This window comes from Streptomyces sp. FXJ1.172, assembly GCF_001636945.3.
In the GTDB taxonomy this organism is placed as follows: Bacteria; Actinomycetota; Actinomycetes; order Streptomycetales; family Streptomycetaceae; genus Streptomyces.
Window position 1 is genome coordinate 6,395,243 of the sequence record NZ_CP119133.2, and the last position, 18,106, is coordinate 6,413,348.

An 18,106-nucleotide genomic window follows, 5' to 3' on the forward strand; every position below is an offset into this window, starting at 1 on the left:
GCATCACCCGAGTACATCCAGTACACGGGCGATGCTCCGCCTTGCGATGCACCGCACCGGACGCCGCGAGCTTTCCGGCAAACCTTTCCGGCCACAGCACTAGCCGCAGCACCCTCCGCCGCAGCAGCCGCCCCCGCCGCCACCGCCGGCCGCGGGGGCCTGTGCGGCCGTGCCTCCCACCGCCACGGCGGACAGCAGCTTCACCGTGTCGTCATGGCCCGCGGGGCACGTCGCGGGGGCGGCGGACTCCGCCATGGGCCGGTTCAGTTCGAACGTGTCGCCGCAGGTCCGGCAGCGGTACTCGTAGCGAGGCATGGGCTCAGGTTAGTCGTCCGAACGAGGTTGCGGACCCTTGGGCCGTGTCGAACGGTCTTCTTCACAGACACATGTGTGAGGGTTTCGAAAATACGCTGATAGCTTGTTTCAGCCCGTTGCGAGAACGTTCGGTTCACCGCGCGAGCATGAGCGAGTGCGGAGGGGAGACGCCGTCGTGGCTGACGCGTCGCGGGGACAGGAACGTCCCCCGGGGGGAGAGCAGGGCGGGGAGCCGTCCGACGTCGAGGCGACCCTGCACCTGAGAGTCGGTGCGACCAGGCCCGACGAGACGATGCAACTGCGCGTGCCCGCCCCGCCGGAACCGCCCGTGCGCAGCAGCCGGTCGGAGCGCCGGCGCAGTGCGCGTACCCCCGCGTGGCGGCGCGCCACGGCCACGGCCGCCGCCACGGCCCGCCGTCTGCTCGCGCCCCTGGCGCCGTACGCTCGCCGCCTCGCGCCCTACGCGCGCCGTCTGAAACCCGTCTATCCCCGACCCGGCCGGACCGGCTGGCGTCGCTGGATACCCTCCTGGCGCCAGTGGATCGGCGCCCTCTTCGCCTCCTTCGGGCTGCTCGGCGCCTTCCTCGTCACGGCGTACGCGATGACGGACATACCCGGCAACCTCAACACGTACGCCACCCAGCAGGACAACGTGTACTTCTGGTCCGACGGGACCCCGATGGCCCGTACGGGCTGGGTGCAGCGGCAGGCGATGCCGCTGAAGGACATACCCCAGGACGTCCGCTGGGCGGTGCTGGCGGCGGAGAACGAGACCTTCTACACGGACCCGGGCGTGTCCCTGCGCGGCCTCACGCGCGCCCTGTGGCAGACCGTGGGCGAGGGGTACACCGCCGGTGGCTCCACCATCACCCAGCAGTACGTCAAGAACGTCTACCTCAACCAGAACCAGACGGTCACCCGCAAGTTCACCGAGGCGATGATCGCCCTCAAGCTCGACAACAAGATGAGCAAGGACCAGATCCTCGAGGGCTATCTCAACACCAGCTGGTTCGGCCGGGGCACGTACGGCATCCAGCGCGCCGCGCAGGCCTACTACGGCAAGGACGTCAGCAAGCTCAACGTGTCCGAGGCGGCCATGCTCGCGGGCCTGCTCAAGGGCGCCGGGCTGTACGACCCCACGCTCGGCCAGGCCAACCACCAACGGGCCGTGGAGCGCTGGAAGTGGATCCTCGACCGCATGGTCAAGATCCACAAGCTGACCCCGCAGGAGCGGGCGAAGTACACGACGTTCCCCGAGCCGCTGAAGAACAACCCGCTGTACAACACCGGTGCGCAGAGCGACTACCTGGTGGAACTGGCCTCGCAGTACGCCAAGAAGGCCGGACACCTGACGGACCAGCAGTTCGACCTGGGCGGCTACCAGATCTACACGACGTTCGACCGCAGGCGCGAGCAGGCCCTCACCGACGCCGTCACCAAGGCCCGCAAGCAGGCGAAGCGGGACCACCCGGCCGTGGCGAAGGACGCCCACTACGGGGCCGCCTCGGTGGCCGCCGACGGCCGGATCCTCGCGGTCTACGGCGGCCCGGACCACCGTACGCAGGGCTACAACGAGTCCAACGCGGCCACCGTCCCGGCCGGCACCGCCTTCCTGCCCTTCGTCTACGCCGCCGGACTGGAGCACGGCGTCCACAAGACGCGCGGCGGGCCCGCCACCCCCGTCACCCCCGAGAGCGTCTACGACGGCGACGACAACATTCCCGTCGTGACCCCCGAGGGGCCGTACTGGGACCGCAGCGGCAAGAAGGTCGCCGCGCACAACGACGGCGGCAGGTCGTACGGGAAGATCACCCTGCGCCAGGCCCTCGCCCAGTCGGTGAACACCCCGTTCATGCAGCTCGGCATGGACACCGGCCTGGACAAGGTGCGCCAGACCGCCGAGGCCTCAGGACTGCTGTCCGACAGCATCGGCCCCCAGGTGCCCGCCCTGTCGCTGGGCAGCTCGACGCCGAGCGCGATCCGGATGGCGAGCGGATACGCCACGTTCGCCGCCGACGGCACCCACACGGAGCCGTACTCGGTGCGCCGGATCACTCGCAACGGCGCCCTGGTCGACCTCAACACCCCGGACGCGACGCGCGCGATCGGCGTGCAGGTGGCCCGGGACATCACCGACGCCCTCGCCGACTCCTACCGGCTCGCCCACCCGGCAACGGCCGCCGCCCGGCCAGGGACGGCCGCAAAGGCCGGCACCGCGACCGCGGGCACCACCGCCGGTACCGCCGCCGGCAAGGACACCGCCGGCAAGGACATCGCCGCCTGGTACGCCGGCACCGCCGACTCCGTCTCCACGGCGGTCGTCGTCTACCGGATGGACCTGGCGAAGTCCCTCGCGCCCCTGCCCCTGGAGGGACTGGCGGGAACCTCCACCGACAACGTGCCGTACAACCTCTGGGCGGCCGCGCTGGGTCTTGGCTGACGACCGGACCCGCACCGCCCGCACCCTCTCGGAGAATGAGCCGCGCATGACCCGCAAGAAGTCACCGACGGGCCGCCGTCGAGCCACCGTCGGCCGCCGTGTGCCCGCCGCCACCCGCCCGCAGGTCCTGACACTGGCCGCCTTCCTCGTCGTGGCCTCACTGGTGGCCGGCTATCTGGCCCTCAACCGCCAGGACCAGACCGCGCCGACCGCCGCCGCCGGCAAGACCCCCCAGTCGGCCGCCCCCAAGGCCGGCCCGACCCCCAAGTGGGACGGCAAGACCCACATCCTCGGTGACGGCTCCACCTCCTACACCGGCCCGCAGAAGGGCACGCTCAAGCCGGTGCCGCTCAAACCCGGCGAGAAGCCGCCGCAGTTCGTGGTCTTCTCCTGGGACGGCGCCCTGGAGGGCGACGACCGTCTCTTCTCGCACTACCGGGAGATGGCCAAGGAGTACGACGCCCACATGACCTTCTTCCTCACCGGCATCTACCTGCTGCCCAAGAGCAAGAAGGACCTGTACCACGGCCCGATGCACAACCCCGGCGACGCCGCCATCGACTACCCCACCGACGACCACATCCGCACCACCCTGGAGCAGCTCCGCCTCGCCTACGAGCAGGGCAACGACATCGGCACCCATTTCAACGGCCACTTCTGCGGCGCCAAGGGCGGCGGCGACTGGAGCGTCGCGCAGTGGAAGAGCGAGATCGACCAGTTCTACTCCTTCGCGGAGAACTGGAAGACCAACACCGGCTACAAGGACATCCCCGCCCTGCCCTTCGACTTCAAGCAGGAGGTCACCGGTGGCCGCGCGCCCTGCCTGGAGGGCCAGCCCAACCTGCTGAAGGCCCTCAAGAGCTACGGCTGGCGCTACGACGCCAGCTCCCCGGGTGACTTCCAGATATGGCCCACCAAGAAGAACGGCGTCTGGGACTTCCCGCTGCAGATGCTGCCGTACGCGGGCAAGGACTTCCAGGGCCTGTCGATGGACTTCAACTTCCTCTACAACCAGTCGGGCGGCAAGACCGACGGCGACCCGGCCAAGTACACCGAGTGGGAACAGCAGACCGTCGGGTCCTACATGGACGGCTTCAACCGGGTCTACTACGGCAGCCGCGCACCGCTGTTCATCGGCAACCACTTCGAGCACTGGAACGGCAGCATCTACATGAAGGCCATCGACAAGGTCATCCCGCAGATCTGCACCAAGAAGGGCGTCAAGTGCGTGTCCTTCAAGGAGCTTTCCGACTGGCTCGACGTGCAGAAGCCCTCGACCCTCGCCGCGCTGCGCAGCCTCGACCCCGCCCAGTCGCCGGACTGGTCGACGGCCGTCAAGTGACCGCCGCAAAGGGCTGGTTCCACTTGTGCAACCCCCTTCACATCTGCCGCACGGGGCATGCAAAGATGCCCCATCCCGGTAGGCGTACCGGCATAGAGGGGAACATCATTGAAATCCAGAAGACTGAGCCGTAAGCGGAGTCGTACGGCCATAGTCACGACCTCGGCCGCCGCCGTGGTCGCCGCGGTGGCCCTGGTGCCCGACTGGAGCGCGGGCGCGGCGGTCACCAACGACCCGACGGTGGACGCGGCCACCAAGGCGACCTTCCAGCGGCTGGCCGACGCGGTCTTCACCGACCGCACCCAGGCCCTCGTGGACGGCGCCGGCAGCGCGGGCACGCGGCACACGTCCGGCTTCCGCGGGTCCGTGCGGCTGTCCGGGGGGCAGACCCACGAACAGAGCACCGCCCTGGGCCGGCTGCGCGCCCGCAAGAGCCTGCTCGCCAAGCTCGGCGAGAAGTACAGCGCGGGCAGCACGAAGGTCACGCTCGACGCGACCGAGGTGCACGGCCGGCGCGCCAAGGTCGCGGTCACCGAGACCACGACCCTGACCTACGAGAAGCCGGCGGCCAAGGGACCGAAGACCACCGGCTTCCAGGCCCACCACGAACTGTCCTTCAAGGCCGGCAGCAGCGGGGACTGGCAGCTGACCGGCATCAAGGACACCGACGACGGCTATCTCGCCGTCAACCAGGTCGCCACGCCGTCGGTCGCCAAGGCGAAGACCACCCCCGCCGACGACAGCCCGCCGGACGCGCCCCGCGCGGCCACCAGCTGGCCCGCACCGGCCAGCCCGAAGAACCTCACCGGTGGCGCCTACGACTACAAGGCCATGGTGGCGTACGCGCAGAAGTACTGGAGCCACTACAACCCGGACTACCCGGACTACAACGGCGAGGCCGACGGCGGTGACTGCACCAACTTCGTCAGCCAGTCACTGAAGGCGGGCGGCTGGAAGCACGTCCCGGGCTACACGAACGACTTCCACAAGTGGTTCGGCACCGCCGACATCCAGTCCGACTCGTTCGTCGGCGTCAACGAGTTCTCCTGGTTCGCCCTGTCCTCCAAGCGCGTCACGCCGCTGGCCGACGTCTACCAGGCGGACCTCGGCGACGTGATCCAGATGGACTTCAACCGGGACGGGTCCAAGGACCACTCGATGATCGTCACCTACCGCGACCGTTACGGCGTGCCGTACGTGACGTACCACTCCACCAACACCTACAACCGGTCGGTGGCGAGCCTCGTCGCGTCCTACCCGAACGCGTACTTCTACGCCTACCGCACCTGATCCGGTGCGTGCCCCTCAGGCCGGCTCCCCTCGGGATGGCGGGCCCGCCAGTAGGGGTTGTCGTGCGGCAGGGTCGAGCCGACCCTGCCGTACATGCCGAAGGTCATCAGCAGCAGGCCCACGATGAAGCTGAAGAACACGTTCTGGATCTTGAACGCCAGGAAGTTGGACGTCGTGTCCAGCAGGCCCAGGAACAGGAAGCCGTTCAGCAGGAACAGCACCCCGAACACCATGTTCAGCGTGGAGGCGACGTTGCCGCCGAGCACCATGCCGACGAGCAGGATCGCCCCGACGACGATCGACAGCACGCTCAGCGTGCCGTTGGTGTTCAGCCCCGCGACCGTCGCGCCGCCGGTGTTGAAGAAGCCGATGTGGTTGATCAGACCCAGGACGCCGAAGACGACGAGGAACGCGCCGATCAGGCCCGCGCCGATCCGGTAGACCGTGTTGAGCCGGTGGTCGACGGGCAGATGCTGATCGAACTGAATCCGCCGACGCGGCTTCGTGTGCACTGCGTGTGTGGCCATGTCCGCCTCCCTCGGGCGTATAGCGGAGGCCATCCGTCCACCCAATATCCGCCCGGCGCCGGGAACCATGCAACCGACGGCATCGGCAGCGCCCCGTCAGGGGCACGGGGAACTGCGCGAGAAACCACGGCGAACCGGTGCCCGGCACATCAAGGCACCCCCACGGCGAGTCCCGCTCAGTGCCCGCCCCCGCGCTCCTCACGAATCCGCGAGACCACCCCCGCCGCAGCCCGCCGCACGGCATCCGTCTCGGTCAGGAAATGCCAGTAGTCAGGGTGCCGCCCCTCCAGCGTGGCAACGGCCCGCTCCAGCCGCGCCACCGCCTCGTCCAGCGGAGCGGCATGCCGGGGATCGGGGGTCGTACGGCCGCTCATGGCGAGCCGCTGGGCGTCCCGGACCGCGAACCGGGTCCGCTCGATCTCCGCCTGCGGATCCTTCTGCACGGCGTTCAGCCTGGTCAGCCGGTCCCCGGCGGCCGACACGGCCTCGTCGGTGGTGTTCAGCAGGGCCCGTACGACCGACAGCAGCGACGTGGCGTCCGGCCAGCGCTGGGCCTCCCGCGCGGACTGCGCCTCGCGGAGCTTGTGCTCGGCCTGCCGTACGTTCTCCACGGCCTGTTCGGGCACATGCTGGAGGTCCTGCCAGCAGGCCGCGGCGAACCGGCGCCGCAGCTCGCTCAGCACCGGGTCCACCTGCCCGGCCCGGGTGGTCAGCGCCTGTGCTCTGGTGCGCAGCGAGACCAGCCGGTGGTCGATCTCGGCCGCCAGCTCCGGCAGCCGCTCGGCCTCGGCCCGGATCGCCCCGGCCTCCCGCTGCACCCGCTCGGCCCGCTCCACCGTCTGCTGCACGCCGTGCTGGCCGGCGCCCTGGTTCAGCTTCGTCAGGTCCGGGGACAGCGCGGCGAGCCGGCCCGCGAGGTCGTCGGCCCGCAGGCCCTTCTCCCGCGCGGCGTCCAGGGCGTTGCTCGCGGCCAGCAGCGCCTGCCGGGCCCGCTCCACGGCGGGCGCCACCCGGGCCAGCTGGGTCTCCGCGTTGCCCAGCAGCGGTGCGAGTGAGCCGCCGAACCGGTCCAGCTCCTGCTGGGCGCGCAGCAGCTCGTCCTTGGCGGCGGTCAGCTCCGAGCGCGCTCGGGACGCGGCCGAGGCCTCCAGGTCGTCCCGGTCGAGATCATGGGCGTCGACCGCCTGGATGTAGCGCTGGCTGACCTCGTCGATCCGCAGGCCCAGTGCCTCGAAGTCGCTCGCGACACGCCGCGCGGCGGGGGAGTCGTCCACGGCCGTGATGGTCTCGACGGAGATCCTCAACTCCCGCTGGGCGGTGTCGAGTTCGTAGAACGCGGCCGCCGCGGCGTCCTTCGCGGCCTGCGCCTCGGCCCGCTGGCTCTCCGCCCGCCCGCCGAACCAGCGCCGGGTGCCGCCGCCGGCGAACGCTGCGGGCAGCGCGAGCGCGGCCAGCAACGGCAGGCTGATCAGGGTGAGGGTGTCGCGCAGAGCCGCGGACCCGCCCCGGGCCCGTGCGGTCGACGGCGGGTACGTCCGCCTCGCTGGCGTGCCCGGTGTCGCCGTCACATCCCTCTCCCGTGCTGTGGTCCGCCCTGGGTGGAGTCATTCTCCCACCCGTAGGAGACGAACACACGGGCCGGTCAGTTCGCCGTACGGACCGTGATCCTGCCGTTGGACGAGCCGGCCGTCACCGTGTGCGGGCTGGTGTCGGACCGCGGCACGGACACCGTGACCTTGCCGTTGGTCGAGTCGGCCCGGACGCGGTAGTCGGCGTGCGGCACGGTGATCGTCACGGCGCCGTTGCTGCTGTGGGCGTCCACCAGGTCGGGTATGCCGCTCAGGTCGAGGTCCACCGCGCCGTTGCTCGTCTCGGCCCGGACCTGGCGGGAGGCGGCCTGTGCGCGCACCGCGCCGTTGCTGGAGTGCAGCTGGAGCGGGCCGGTGGAGTCGGTGACGTGCACGGAGCCGTTGCTGCTGCGGATGCTGACCGGGTCCGCGAATCCCTGTGCCTGCACGCTTCCGTTGCTGTCGGTCACCTTCAGGCCGATGCCGCGCGGCACCTCGATGCGGTACTTGGCCGAGCAGTCGGCGATGAACCCGGAGCACTGCATGCGCAGCTTCAGCCGGTCGTCCTGGAAGGACCAGCTCACCTTGGGGCCGCCGCCGACGACGACCTTCCCCTTGAACCACCGGGTGACCTGGACCGTGCCCGCCTTGTTGCCCTGCGCGGCGACTATCTCCAGGGCCGCGTCGTCCGAGTCGACGGTGAGGGTGCGGCCGCCCAGCGCGAAGGAGCGGTGGTCGGGGTGCTTGTCGTCACTGGCCGAGGCGCCGCAGGCGCTCACTGTCGCGACGAGCGCCGCGGTGACGACGGCCATGGCGGCAGTGCGGACGGCGATGGAACGGGCCATGCGATATCTCCCCCTGAACCGGCCCGCCGGGTGCGGCGGCCGGAGTGTGTCGGTCTGTGACGACCGTAAATGATCAGGACCTGGCCGGGAATCAGGGAGACTCCCGGAGCCGGGGTGGGGATAACCCCCGGAACACCCTGATCACCGCACCTGATTGCCGCCGGAACGGGTTTGCGGCGCACCGGTCCCGGCAAGGTAGGCTGTCGACTCGACCTGGGCGCGAGCCCGGGCGTTCAGGGTGCGTAGCTCAGGGGTAGAGCGCCTGCCTTACAAGCAGGATGTCGGCGGTTCGAAACCGTCCGCGCCCACCAGTGGAAAGCCTCCGGTCGCAGCAGGGCCGGGGGCTTTCCCCTTTCGCACCGCTCCCCTCTTACTGCTCTTACTGCTCTTGCTGCGCGTCCCTGCCTGCTCGTCCTGCGCTCACGGCTCCGCCTGCTCGTGGGCGTGCTTGAGCCGGGTGCGTATCTCCACCCGGTCCGCCGCCGCGACCTCGGCCCAGAAGCGGTGCGTGCTGACGAACACCGCCAGCTCGTGCTCGCGCCGGCGCAGCTTCTCCACCTCGGCCTGCTCGTCCGCCGTCCAGCCCGGTGACGCGGGCCGCTCCACCTTGCGCCAGCCGGTGTCGTCGCTGAACCCGTCCATCGGCTCGACCGACCACGGCAGCCGCTTGAGCAGGGCCGACAGCTCGGCCCGGACCTGATGCAGCTCCTCCTGACCGGCGAGGAGGTCACTGGGGAATTCATAGGTCGTAGCCACGCGGCAATGCTACGCCTGTTCGATTTTGAGAGGCGAGCACGTTCGTGAGGTACGGGGGAGGTTCAGCCGAACGGGTGGCGAGGGGGCGGCGGGGTGACGAGCCGCCCCGCCGCCCCCTCGCAGGTCAGTGGCCGGCGGCCTGGATCTCCCGCACCAGGCGGGCCGTCACCGGCGCCGGTACGCCATGCCGGCCGGCCGCGCGCAGCAGTGCCCCGCCGATGGCGTCCAGCTCCAGCGGGCGGCCCGCCTCGGCGTCGCGCTGCATGGACGACTTGGCCGCGGGCGGGAAGGCGTCGTAGCGGGCCAGGGCCTCGTCCGGATCGGCGCCGGCGCCACAGGCGCGGCTGACCGCGGCGGTCTCGGCGACCAGGGCCTGCAGCTCCTCGCGATGCCGGGTGCGCACCTCGCCGAGCGGGAGGCCGTACCGGGTGGTGAGCAGCGCGAACGGGGCCAGGAACGCCATCTTGGCCCACAGCGCCGCCGTCTCGTCCCCGGCCACACGAGCGGTCGGACCAGCCGCGGTGAGGGCGGCGGCCAGGGCCTCCAGGCGGGCGCGGGGCACACCGTCCCCGGCGAGGTCGATCTCGGTGAACGGGCTGCCGTGCTCGATCACACCGGGAGCGGTGCGGGTGGACTCCACTCGGATCACCGCCGGGGCGACCCGGTCGGGGCGGTAGCGGGCGCGGAGCGCGGCGGGGTGTTCGACACCGTTCAGCAGCGGCACGAGGAGTGCGTCGCCGAGCGCGGCCGGCGGGACGCGGGTGAGGGCGGCCTCGAGCGCGGTGTGCTTGACGGCGACCAGGCAGGCGGCCACCGGTTCGCGCAGCTCGGTGTCCGCCTCGACGGACGCGGTGAACTCGCCGAACTGCGGGCTGCGGACGGTGATTCCCCTGCGCCGCAGGGCGTCGGCCGTGCTGTCCTGTGCCAGGCAGAGGACACGGTGCCCGGCGCGGGCGAGGAGGGCGGCGAGGAGGCCGCCCGTGCCGCCGGGCCCGAGGACGGCCACGGTGTTCCCGGCGCTTGTGCTGTTCTCGGTAGCCATGAGGCTGTTCCTTTCGACGGTCGGCCCCGTAGTTCGGTGGCCGCCTTCGTGGTGATCATCGCAGGGGCGTGCGCCGAGCGCGAGACTGAGGGCATGTGCCGGAGTATCAAGACGCTGCGCCCGCCCGTCCTGCCTGACGAGGCCACGGACGAGGACATCCACGCCGCCGCGCTGCAGTACGTACGCAAGGTCTCGGGCTTCCGTGCCCCCGCCGCCCACAACCGCGAGGTCTTCGACCGGGCGGTGGCGGCCGTGGCCGAGGCGACGGCGGAACTGCTCGGGGGGCTGGAGGTGAGGGGCTCCTCGGCGCGGAGCAGCGCGCCGTAGGGGTGCGGGAGCGGAAGCGGAAGCGGGACCCAGGGCTAATGTTGAACTTGCAAGTAATGGTTAGGTCCGCCTAACCTTGATCTTCCGTTCGGTCCGACCCCCACAGCCGGCCCGTCCCCGGCCGGCGCCGAAGAGGAGACCCCCCATGTCCGCTCGCCTCAATTCCGCTCAGCCATATGTGATCGCGCTGTTCCGCGTCGTCGTCGGCCTGCTCTTCGCCGTGCACGGCGCCGCTTCCCTGTTCGGGGTGCTCGGCGGCGCCGCGGGCAGCAACGGCGGCACGATCCCGGCCGGCACCTGGCCGGGCTGGTACGCGGCCGTGATCCAGCTGGTCGCCGGCGCCCTGGTGGTCCTCGGCCTCGGCACCCGCGCGGCCGCGCTGATCGCCTCGGGCTCGATGGCCTACGCCTACTTCGACGTCCACCAGCGGATCGCGCTGTGGCCCATCCAGAACGGCGGCGAGCTGTCGGTCCTGTTCTGCTGGGCGTTCCTCCTGCTGGTCTTCACCGGCTCCGGCGCCTTCGGGCTCGACCGGCTCTTCGGTGGCCGTACGGCCACCGAGCAGAGGCCGGCGGCGGCCTGAACGGCGGCCCGGCACGAGCGGCGGCCTTCCCCGTCACGTGGGGGGAAGGGCGCCGCTGTGTGTGCGTCCCGCCGGCCGCCGCTTACGACGCGCCGCCGAACGGCACGGTGAAGCAGGCCGCCCGGCTGCCCTTGGTGCCCGGTTCGCTGTGGATCACCACCGAGGCGGCCTGGCCCTTGCGGAAGGCCCAGGCGTGCTGCGCGGTCGCCTGGCCGATGCCGGTCGCGTCGGTCTTGAAGTCCAGCCAGACCTCGTTCTTGTTGTTGACGTGGGCGGGGTCCGTGCCGGCCTTGTCCTGGTAGTGCTTGCCGGCGGCGTCGGGCTTGGCGCCGCACGCCTTCTGGTGGATGTGGGCCCCGTACTGACGGCCGGGCCTGAGGCCCGCCACTCGCAGTTCGACCGTCGTGGCGCCGTTCGGCTTGGTCTGCTGCCGGACGCTGATCATCGCGCCCGTCGGGACGAGCTTCTGGTCGTACGTCACGGCCTTCGACGCGACGATTGTGGCCGGCGGGGTGAACACGCCGGTCGTGTTCAGCGAGAAGCCGGGTGCGCTTCCGCTTCCGGTCGCGAACAGGGCTGCGGCGAGGGCGCCCGTGTATACGGCTGCCACCATGATCTGCACCTTTTCCTGCGCTTACGCGCCGTTTCGTTCCGATACATGCCTTCTGTCCGAAGACACACCTCTCTACGTTGCTAAGGGATGCCGGACTGCCCCGCCGCACGGGGTGCGCCGGAAGGGTGAAAAGACGTCCGGAATCGCCCCATCGGCCCCCCTGAGACCTTCTGTCACAGCCCCGGCGTACGCTGTAGGGCTGTCATCGGGGGAGCAACGGGAGTCGTGGTGTTCGAGAGTGTGGGGTCGCTGGCCGACGGACCTTGGATCTACGCGGTGGTGACCCTGTCCGTGCTGCTCGACGTGTTCGTACCGGTCCTGCCGAGCGGTGTGCTCGTCATCACGGCGGGTACGGCCGCGGCGGCGGGCTCGGGTGCGGCGGCCGCCCCGGTCCCGCACGGCGTGCCGGACACCCTGGCCCTGACCCTCTGCGCGGCCACCGCCTCGGTCCTGGGCGATCTGGTGGCCTATCGCCTCGCCTGGCGGGGCGGGGAGCGGCTGGACCGGGCGATAGCCCGCTCCCGGCGGCTGACCAGCGCGCAGGAACGTCTCGGCGACGCCCTGTCCCGGGGCGGCGGCGCGCTCGTCGTGCTCGCCCGCTTCGCCCCCGCCGGCCGTTCCGTCGTCTCCTTCTGCGCTGGTGCCGCCCATCGCCGCGCCCGCGACTTCGTCCCCTGGTCCGCGCTGGCCGGCCTGTCCTGGGCCGCCTACAGCGTCGCCCTCGGCTACTACGGCGCCCAGTGGCTCGGCGCGACCTGGCTCGCCACGGGAGTCTCCCTGGCCGCCCTCTTCGGCGCGGGCGCGGCGGCGGGCTATCTGATGCGCCGCCGCCCGGCCTCCTGACGCTTCGACGACTCCGGGCCCGCCGGGACCGGCCCCTTTTGTGAGGTGGGGATATCGGGACCGCGGCGGAATTTTCGTGTCCCGTACTATGGGGAGCGCAGAAGGGGAGTAGCTCTTCGCCGGACCGTCGACATACTGCTCAGCGAGCCTGAGCCGGCGCCCGGAGGCGGACCGCCGAGTCTCATCGAGGTCCGCCAGCGAGACCTTCGGCAAGCAGTGCACGCCCGTGCCCCCCGGTGCGGGTGCCGAGTGTGCTGCCGTGCCGAGGTGTCATCGCGTGACGTACCACACACTCTCGGCGGGGCGGCCCGACCGATTGAGGAACCTTGATCAGCATCACCGTGACGGCGCTCGTCTTCGGCGTCATCTTCCTCGCCGAACTGCCGGACAAGACCGCGCTCGCCGGTCTCGTCCTCGGCACCCGCTACCGGGCGAGCCACGTCTTCGTGGGCGTCGCCGCCGCCTTCCTGCTGCACGTCGTGCTGGCCGTCGCGGCCGGCAGTGCGCTGACCCTGCTGCCGCAGCAGATCGTGCACGCGCTCACCGGTGTCCTCTTCCTCGGCGGCGCGGCCATGCTGCTGCTGCAGAAGGCCGAGGACGAGGAGGAGATCAAGAAGCCCGCCGACCAGTCCTTCTGGAAGGTCGCGGGCACGGGCTTCATGCTCATCCTCGTCGCCGAGTTCGGCGACCTGACCCAGATCATGACCGCCAACCTCGCCGCCCGCTACGACGACCCGCTCTCCGTCGGTCTCGGTGCCGTCCTCGGTCTGTGGGCCGTGGCCGGTCTGGGCATCGTCGGCGGAAAGGCCCTGATGAAGAGGGTGCCGCTGCGGCTGATCACGCAGGTCGCGGCGTTGCTGATGCTCGGTCTCGGGGTGTGGAGCCTGTACGAAGCGGTGGCGGCCTGAGCTGAACGGCGGGTGAACCCTCGCCGGAGGTGGTGGCGGGATCCGCCCCGGGTTTTGTACCGTAGAGAAACAAAGTGGCCTCCGCCCGTTTTCCCTGACCGGCGGGCGGGGCTCCTTTGTCCCTGCAGGGCCCGTCCCTCCCGAACCGGGGGGCCTCCCCGTTCCTCTCGTTCCTGGAGCTGCCGATGACGGCCACCGCCGCGCCCACCGTCCTGACCGCCCGCGCCCTCCTGCTCGACATGGACGGCACCCTCGTCAACTCGGACGCCGTGGTCGAGCGCGTCTGGCGGCGCTGGGCCGAGCAGCACGCACTGGACGGGGACGAGGTGATGAAGGTCGTCCACGGCCGCCAGGGGCACGCCTCCATGGCCGTCCTGCTGCCCGGCCGGCCCGTCGAGCAGAACCTCGCCGACAACGCCCGCATGCTCGCCGAGGAGACCGCCGACACCGACGGAGTGGTGGAGATCCCCGGCGCGAGCGCCTTCCTGGCCTCTCTGCGCGCGCTTCCGCACGCCCTGGTGACCTCCGCCGACGTCGCGCTGTCCACCGCCCGCATGAACGCCGCCGGGCTGCCGCTGCCAAAGGTCCGGATCACCGCCGAGTCTGTGGGCGCGAGCAAGCCCGACCCCGAGGGGTTCCTGAAGGGCGCCGCGGAGCTGGGTGTGGACCCGGCCGACTGTGTGGTCTTCGAGGACTCGGGGGCCGGGATCGCCGCCGGGCGCTCGGCGGGTATGACCGTGGTGGGGGTCGGGCCTCGCGCCGGGCTGTACGACCCTGACGTGGTCGTGCCCGATCTGACGCGGGTGCGGGTCGCGGCGGACGCGGACGGGACCGTCCGGCTGCACATCGGCTGACGTGCCCCCAAGGGGCTCCGCCCCGGCCCCGTCCCGTGCCGCTCCCCTGCCGCTCCTTTGGCCGTAGGGCGGACCTACGGCTGCGTCGTCTCCGCTTCCAGGCTCTTCCGGGTCGCCGGGCCGTACTCCCCGTACGGGTCGGCCGTGATGCCCCGGGCCAGTTGGTAGTTGCGTACCGCGTCCTCCACGGGGCGGGTGAAGACGCCGCTGATCTCGTCGCCGTAGAGGTTCAACTGCTGCAGCCGCTGCTGGAGTTCGGTGACCTGGGGGCCGCTGTCGCCGCGTCGCAGGACCGGTTCGGTGCCGGCGGGGGTGGCCCGCGCGGTGGCGGAGGAGGCCGTCGCGGAGGGTGTGGCCGGGGCCGGGCCGGACGCGGTGGGGGCCGGTGTCGTGGGGGCCGGAGACGCGGACGGCGTGGCCGACCGGCTCGGGCTCGGGCTCGCCGGGGCCGTGGGCGGGCGCACGAGGGACCGGGACACGGCGCCGGAGGAGTCCGGTGCCGTCGCGGACGCCGGTGCCGACGGGGTCACGTCCGGGACGCTCGCCCTGACCTCCTGGGCGGCTCCGTCCCTGGTCGGTGCGTCGTACGAGAACAGTCCGCTCGCGAACCCGGCCGCCGCCACGACCGCCGCGCCCGCACCCGCGACGGACAGCAACGCCCCGCGACGGGACCGCCGGCGGGGCGGCCGGGCGCCGCCTGCCGCGTCCGTCCCGCCGTCCTCGGACATCCGCGGGCCGCCCGTGCGAGGCCCCGGCACCGGACGCAGGGGCATCGTGGCCTCGACGGGGCGTACCACCCCGTCCTCCTGGCGCTCGTCGGCCACGGCGTCCCAGGCACCCACGGCACCCACGGCGTTCACGGCATCGACGGCGTCGACGGCACCTTCGACGTACGGCCGTATCCGCAGCGGATCGAAGTCCTCCGCCGCTGCCGCCTCGGCCGTACGCGTCTCGCGCAGGGCCGCGGCCGCCCGCTCGGTGCAGTCGCAGGACGGGCTCCGGTCCGGGCCCCTCGGTGCCCCGCACGCGGGGCAGGTACGGCCCTCGGTACCCTCGGATTCACTCACGTGTTCGCTCCTCCCCTCACGAACTCCAGAGACTATGCGCACCTTCTCCGCATCCGAAGCCGGAAACGCGGGACTCGACAGGCCATATCCGGTCACACCGACGACGATGTAAGAGGCGCAACCCGAGCCCCGGGAGGTCTCCATGACCCTGGACACACACGGTGCGGCGAAGGACGTGGGGGACGGCGAACACGTCGCCGGCAACGTGTTCGTCTCGATCGGCGCCCTGCTCCTCGGGCTGCTGCTCGCCGCCCTCGACCAGACCATCGTGTCGACCGCGCTGCCCACGATCGTCAGCGACCTCGGCGGGCTCGAGCATCTGTCCTGGGTGGTCACCGCCTATCTGCTGGCCTCGACCGCGGCGACCCCGCTGTGGGGCAAGCTCGGCGACCAGTACGGCCGGAAACGGCTGTTCCAGACGGCCATCGTGATCTTTCTCATCGGCTCGGCGCTGTGCGGCATGGCGCAGAACATGGGCGAGCTGATCGGGTTCCGCGCGCTGCAGGGCCTGGGCGGCGGCGGGCTGATGGTGCTCTCGATGGCGATCGTCGGCGACATCGTGCCGCCCCGTGAACGCGGGCGCTACCAGGGGCTGTTCGGGGCCGTCTTCGGCGCCACCAGTGTGCTGGGGCCGCTGCTGGGCGGGGTGTTCACCGAACACCTCAGCTGGCGCTGGGTGTTCTACGTCAACCTGCCCGTCGGGATCGTCGCGCTCGCCGTGATCGCCACCGCCCTGCACATCCCGCGCCGCGCCGCCCGCCACGTCATCGACTACCTCGGCACCTTCCTGATCGCCGCCGTCGCCACCTGCCTGGTCCTCGTCGCCTCCCTCGGCGGTACGACCTGGGCCTGGGGCTCGGCGCAGATCATCGGGCTGGGCGTGCTGGGCGTGCTGCTCGCCGTCGCGTTCGTCGCCGTCGAGCGGCGGGCCGCCGAACCCGTCCTGCCGCTGGAGCTGTTCGGCATCCGCACGTTCACCCTCGCCGCCGTCATCAGCTTCATCGTCGGCTTCGCCATGTTCGGCGCGATGACCTATCTGCCGACCTTCCTCCAGGTGGTGCACGGCGTCTCGCCGACCATGTCCGGGGTGCACATGCTGCCGATGGTGTTCGGCCTGCTGCTGTCGTCCACGGTCTCCGGGCAGATCGTCAGCCGCACCGGCCGCTGGAAGGTGTTCCCCGTCGTCGGCACCGCCGTCACCGCCATCGGCCTGCTCCTGCTGCACCGGCTCACCGAGTACAGCTCGACCGCCCGGATGAGCAGCTGCTTCTTCGTCTTCGGCCTCGGACTCGGCCTGGTCATGCAGGTGCTGATCCTCATCGTGCAGAATGCGGTCTCCTACGAGGACCTGGGCGTGGCCACCTCCGGCGTGACGTTCTTCCGCTCCATCGGCGCCTCCTTCGGCGTGGCCATCTTCGGCACGGTCTTCGCCGGCCGCCTCGGCGACAAACTCGCCGCCGCCTTCCGGGGAGTGAGCCTGCCGCCGGGGGTCAGTGCGACCGCCCTGAAGTCCGACCCCCGGGGCATCGCCGCCCTGCCGCCCGCGCTGCGCCCCGCGGCCCTGCACGCGTACGCCTCTGCCATCACCGACGTCTTCCTCTACGCCGCCCCGGTCGCCGCCCTCGGCTTCCTGCTGGCCTGGTTCCTGAAGGAGGACCGGCTGCGCGGCTCGGTCACCGCGCCGGACGCCTCCGAGACCATCCCGCCCAACCCGGTCCAGCGCTCCTCCTACGACGAGTGCTGCCGGGCCCTGTCCGTGCTCGGCACCCGCGAGGGCCGCCGGGAGATCTACCGGAAGATCACCGAACGGGCCGGCTACGACCTGCTGCCCGCCGCCGGCTGGCTGCTGCTGCGCATCCGCAAGTACGGCTCGGTCGAGCCCGGCGTCCTCGCCGAGCGCGGCCCCGTCCCGCTGGAGGTCGTCCTCGCCGCCGGGCGCCAGATCGAGGAGCGGCGCCTCGCCCGGCGCGAGGGCCTGGACCTGTACTTGACCGACTCCGGCCGCGAGGTCGCCGAACGGCTCGCGACGGCCCGCGAGGAGTCCCTGGCCGAACTCCTCGGCGACTGGTGGCAGCCGGGCCGCTCGACCGACCTGACGCAGCTGGTGCAGGAACTCACCGGGGAGATGTGCGGCTCCGAGCGCGAGCAGCCGCGCGGCGGGGCGGCGGCCAGGGTCAGGTGACCGCCAGCTCCTTGCGGAACCAGTGCCCGGCGTAGGGGGCGTCGTTGTGCGGGCCGGTCTCGGTGTAGCCGAGGCGGGCGTACAGGGCGCGGGCCTCGACCAGGTCGCTGCGGGTGTCCAGGACGATCCGCCGGGCGCCGAGCCCGCGGGCGGCGTCCTCGGCGGCCGCGACGAGGAGCGGGGCACCGCCCCGGCCACGCAGGTGCTCGTGCACGAACACCCGGGTCAGCTCGGCGGTCCGCGGGTCCAGCAGCCGTACGCCCGCCGTACCGCCCGGCTCGCCCGCGTACCACCCGACCAGCAACTGCCCGCCCGGCGGGGTGAGTTCGGACCCCGTGCCGGCCGCGATCTCCCGCTCCAGCTCACCGGGGTCGGTGCGGTGGCCCTCGTGCAGCAGGTACCAGCGGTCGCTGACCTCGGTGTAGTACGCCCGCCACAGGGCCGCGGCGACCGGGGAGTCGTAGGGTTCCGGGGTGATGGTCCATGTCACGCCGGTCATTGTGAGCCGTCGTGGGGGCGCCTGGCCCGTGAATATCGCGCAGACCGTCTGCCGTGCACCGCACCGCCCTGTGGAACGGCGGCTTCAGCGACCCGGAGGCCTTCC

The 18,106-nt window shown here is 71.5% G+C and carries 17 protein-coding genes, 1 tRNA gene and 1 pseudogene; 10 read left to right on the plus strand and 9 right to left on the minus strand.

All coding sequences use genetic code 11. From position 1 onward, the window contains the following. Positions 1-99: 99 nt before the first annotated feature. Positions 100-315, minus strand: coding sequence for an FmdB family zinc ribbon protein (locus A6P39_RS28675; RefSeq protein WP_067039177.1), 216 nt, complete (start codon positions 313-315; stop codon positions 100-102). Between the two features lie 292 nt (positions 316-607). Here A6P39_RS28675 and A6P39_RS28680 point away from each other — a divergent pair, with 292 nt between their 5' ends. From A6P39_RS28680 to A6P39_RS28690, 3 genes are all read left to right on the plus strand, one after another. After that, a complete protein-coding gene (locus tag A6P39_RS28680) occupies positions 608-2,755 on the plus strand; it encodes a transglycosylase domain-containing protein (RefSeq protein ID WP_079133090.1) in 2,148 nt (715 codons plus the stop codon). Between the two features lie 46 nt (positions 2,756-2,801). Beyond that, positions 2,802-4,097, plus strand: a complete 1,296-nt coding sequence (locus A6P39_RS28685) for a hypothetical protein (protein WP_067039176.1) — start codon at positions 2,802-2,804, stop codon at positions 4,095-4,097. A gap of 174 nt (positions 4,098-4,271) precedes the next feature. Beyond that, positions 4,272-5,387: an amidase domain-containing protein gene (locus tag A6P39_RS28690; RefSeq protein ID WP_234378692.1), complete on the plus strand. Its 1,116-nt coding sequence runs from the start codon at positions 4,272-4,274 to the stop codon at positions 5,385-5,387. Here A6P39_RS28690 and A6P39_RS28695 read toward each other — a convergent pair. From A6P39_RS28695 to A6P39_RS28705, 3 genes are all read right to left on the minus strand, one after another. After that, positions 5,375-5,914, minus strand: a complete 540-nt coding sequence (locus A6P39_RS28695; protein WP_067039175.1) for a DUF4383 domain-containing protein — start codon at positions 5,912-5,914, stop codon at positions 5,375-5,377. The two genes, A6P39_RS28690 and A6P39_RS28695, sit on opposite strands and share 13 nt — an antisense overlap. Positions 5,915-6,090: 176 nt before the next feature. Continuing rightward, positions 6,091-7,482, minus strand: coding sequence for a hypothetical protein (locus A6P39_RS28700; RefSeq protein ID WP_067039174.1), 1,392 nt, complete (start codon positions 7,480-7,482; stop codon positions 6,091-6,093). Between the two features lie 74 nt (positions 7,483-7,556). Then, positions 7,557-8,327 carry a DUF4097 family beta strand repeat-containing protein gene (locus A6P39_RS28705; RefSeq protein ID WP_067039173.1) on the minus strand — a complete coding sequence of 257 codons (771 nt, stop codon included), beginning with the start codon at positions 8,325-8,327 and terminating at the stop codon, positions 7,557-7,559. Positions 8,328-8,563: 236 nt separating this feature from the next. Between A6P39_RS28705 and A6P39_RS28710 the strand changes: the two genes are divergently transcribed. Further along, positions 8,564-8,638, plus strand: a tRNA-Val gene (locus A6P39_RS28710). Between the two features lie 109 nt (positions 8,639-8,747). Here A6P39_RS28710 and A6P39_RS28715 read toward each other — a convergent pair. After that, positions 8,748-9,083 carry a hypothetical protein gene (locus A6P39_RS28715; RefSeq protein ID WP_067039172.1) on the minus strand — a complete coding sequence of 112 codons (336 nt, stop codon included), beginning with the start codon at positions 9,081-9,083 and terminating at the stop codon, positions 8,748-8,750. 124 nt (positions 9,084-9,207) lie between these two features. Next, positions 9,208-10,125, minus strand: coding sequence for a ketopantoate reductase family protein (locus A6P39_RS28720; protein WP_067039171.1), 918 nt, complete (start codon positions 10,123-10,125; stop codon positions 9,208-9,210). A gap of 93 nt (positions 10,126-10,218) precedes the next feature. On the opposite strand from A6P39_RS28720, the gene A6P39_RS28725 reads away from it, so the two are divergent. After that, complete coding sequence (locus A6P39_RS28725) at positions 10,219-10,452, plus strand: DUF2277 domain-containing protein (protein ID WP_079133089.1); 234 nt, start codon at positions 10,219-10,221, stop codon at positions 10,450-10,452. Between the two features lie 145 nt (positions 10,453-10,597). Next, a complete protein-coding gene (locus A6P39_RS28730; protein ID WP_067039169.1) occupies positions 10,598-11,035 on the plus strand; it encodes a DoxX family protein in 438 nt (145 codons plus the stop codon). A gap of 82 nt (positions 11,036-11,117) precedes the next feature. Here A6P39_RS28730 and A6P39_RS28735 read toward each other — a convergent pair whose 3' ends face one another. Further along, positions 11,118-11,648 (minus strand): superoxide dismutase family protein, encoded by a 531-nt coding sequence (locus tag A6P39_RS28735; RefSeq protein WP_067039242.1) that lies wholly within the window; start codon positions 11,646-11,648, stop codon positions 11,118-11,120. 228 nt (positions 11,649-11,876) lie between these two features. Between A6P39_RS28735 and A6P39_RS28740 the strand changes: the two genes are divergently transcribed. From A6P39_RS28740 to A6P39_RS28750, 3 genes are all read left to right on the plus strand, one after another. Then, the gene (locus A6P39_RS28740; RefSeq protein ID WP_067039241.1) at positions 11,877-12,491 is read left to right on the plus strand and encodes a DedA family protein; all 615 of its coding nucleotides are present in this window, start codon (positions 11,877-11,879) and stop codon (positions 12,489-12,491) included. A gap of 326 nt (positions 12,492-12,817) precedes the next feature. Beyond that, positions 12,818-13,399 (plus strand): TMEM165/GDT1 family protein, encoded by a 582-nt coding sequence (locus A6P39_RS28745; protein WP_067039168.1) that lies wholly within the window; start codon positions 12,818-12,820, stop codon positions 13,397-13,399. 185 nt (positions 13,400-13,584) lie between these two features. Next, a complete protein-coding gene (locus A6P39_RS28750; protein ID WP_067039240.1) occupies positions 13,585-14,253 on the plus strand; it encodes an HAD family hydrolase in 669 nt (222 codons plus the stop codon). Between the two features lie 74 nt (positions 14,254-14,327). Here the strand turns inward: A6P39_RS28750 and A6P39_RS28755 are convergent, their stop codons facing one another. Next, positions 14,328-15,320 carry a peptidoglycan-binding domain-containing protein gene (locus tag A6P39_RS28755; RefSeq protein ID WP_067039167.1) on the minus strand — a complete coding sequence of 331 codons (993 nt, stop codon included), beginning with the start codon at positions 15,318-15,320 and terminating at the stop codon, positions 14,328-14,330. Positions 15,321-15,441: 121 nt separating this feature from the next. On the opposite strand from A6P39_RS28755, the pseudogene A6P39_RS28760 reads away from it, so the two are divergent. Then, positions 15,442-17,502, plus strand: a pseudogene (locus A6P39_RS28760) (DHA2 family efflux MFS transporter permease subunit); the annotation flags it as partial. Here A6P39_RS28760 and A6P39_RS28765 read toward each other — a convergent pair. Beyond that, positions 17,495-18,001 (minus strand): GNAT family N-acetyltransferase, encoded by a 507-nt coding sequence (locus A6P39_RS28765; RefSeq protein ID WP_067039165.1) that lies wholly within the window; start codon positions 17,999-18,001, stop codon positions 17,495-17,497. The pseudogene A6P39_RS28760 and the gene A6P39_RS28765 sit on opposite strands and share 8 nt — an antisense overlap. Positions 18,002-18,106 lie beyond the last annotated feature (105 nt).

What these genes read in the sequence shown, in the direction of transcription:
- A6P39_RS28675 (WP_067039177.1), bottom strand. Translation starts at nt 315, where the DNA reads ATGCCTCGCTACGAGTACCGCTGCCGGACCTGCGGCGACACGTTCGAA.
- A6P39_RS28680 (WP_079133090.1), top strand. Translation starts at nt 608, where the DNA reads ATGCAACTGCGCGTGCCCGCCCCGCCGGAACCGCCCGTGCGCAGCAGC.
- A6P39_RS28685 (WP_067039176.1), top strand. Translation starts at nt 2,802, where the DNA reads ATGACCCGCAAGAAGTCACCGACGGGCCGCCGTCGAGCCACCGTCGGC.
- A6P39_RS28695 (WP_067039175.1), bottom strand. Translation starts at nt 5,914, where the DNA reads ATGGCCACACACGCAGTGCACACGAAGCCGCGTCGGCGGATTCAGTTC.
- A6P39_RS28705 (WP_067039173.1), bottom strand. Translation starts at nt 8,327, where the DNA reads ATGGCCCGTTCCATCGCCGTCCGCACTGCCGCCATGGCCGTCGTCACC.
- A6P39_RS28720 (WP_067039171.1), bottom strand. Translation starts at nt 10,125, where the DNA reads ATGGCTACCGAGAACAGCACAAGCGCCGGGAACACCGTGGCCGTCCTC.
- A6P39_RS28725 (WP_079133089.1), top strand. Translation starts at nt 10,219, where the DNA reads ATGTGCCGGAGTATCAAGACGCTGCGCCCGCCCGTCCTGCCTGACGAG.
- A6P39_RS28730 (WP_067039169.1), top strand. Translation starts at nt 10,598, where the DNA reads ATGTCCGCTCGCCTCAATTCCGCTCAGCCATATGTGATCGCGCTGTTC.
- A6P39_RS28735 (WP_067039242.1), bottom strand. Translation starts at nt 11,648, where the DNA reads ATGGTGGCAGCCGTATACACGGGCGCCCTCGCCGCAGCCCTGTTCGCG.
- A6P39_RS28750 (WP_067039240.1), top strand. Translation starts at nt 13,585, where the DNA reads ATGACGGCCACCGCCGCGCCCACCGTCCTGACCGCCCGCGCCCTCCTG.
- A6P39_RS28765 (WP_067039165.1), bottom strand. Translation starts at nt 18,001, where the DNA reads ATGACCGGCGTGACATGGACCATCACCCCGGAACCCTACGACTCCCCG.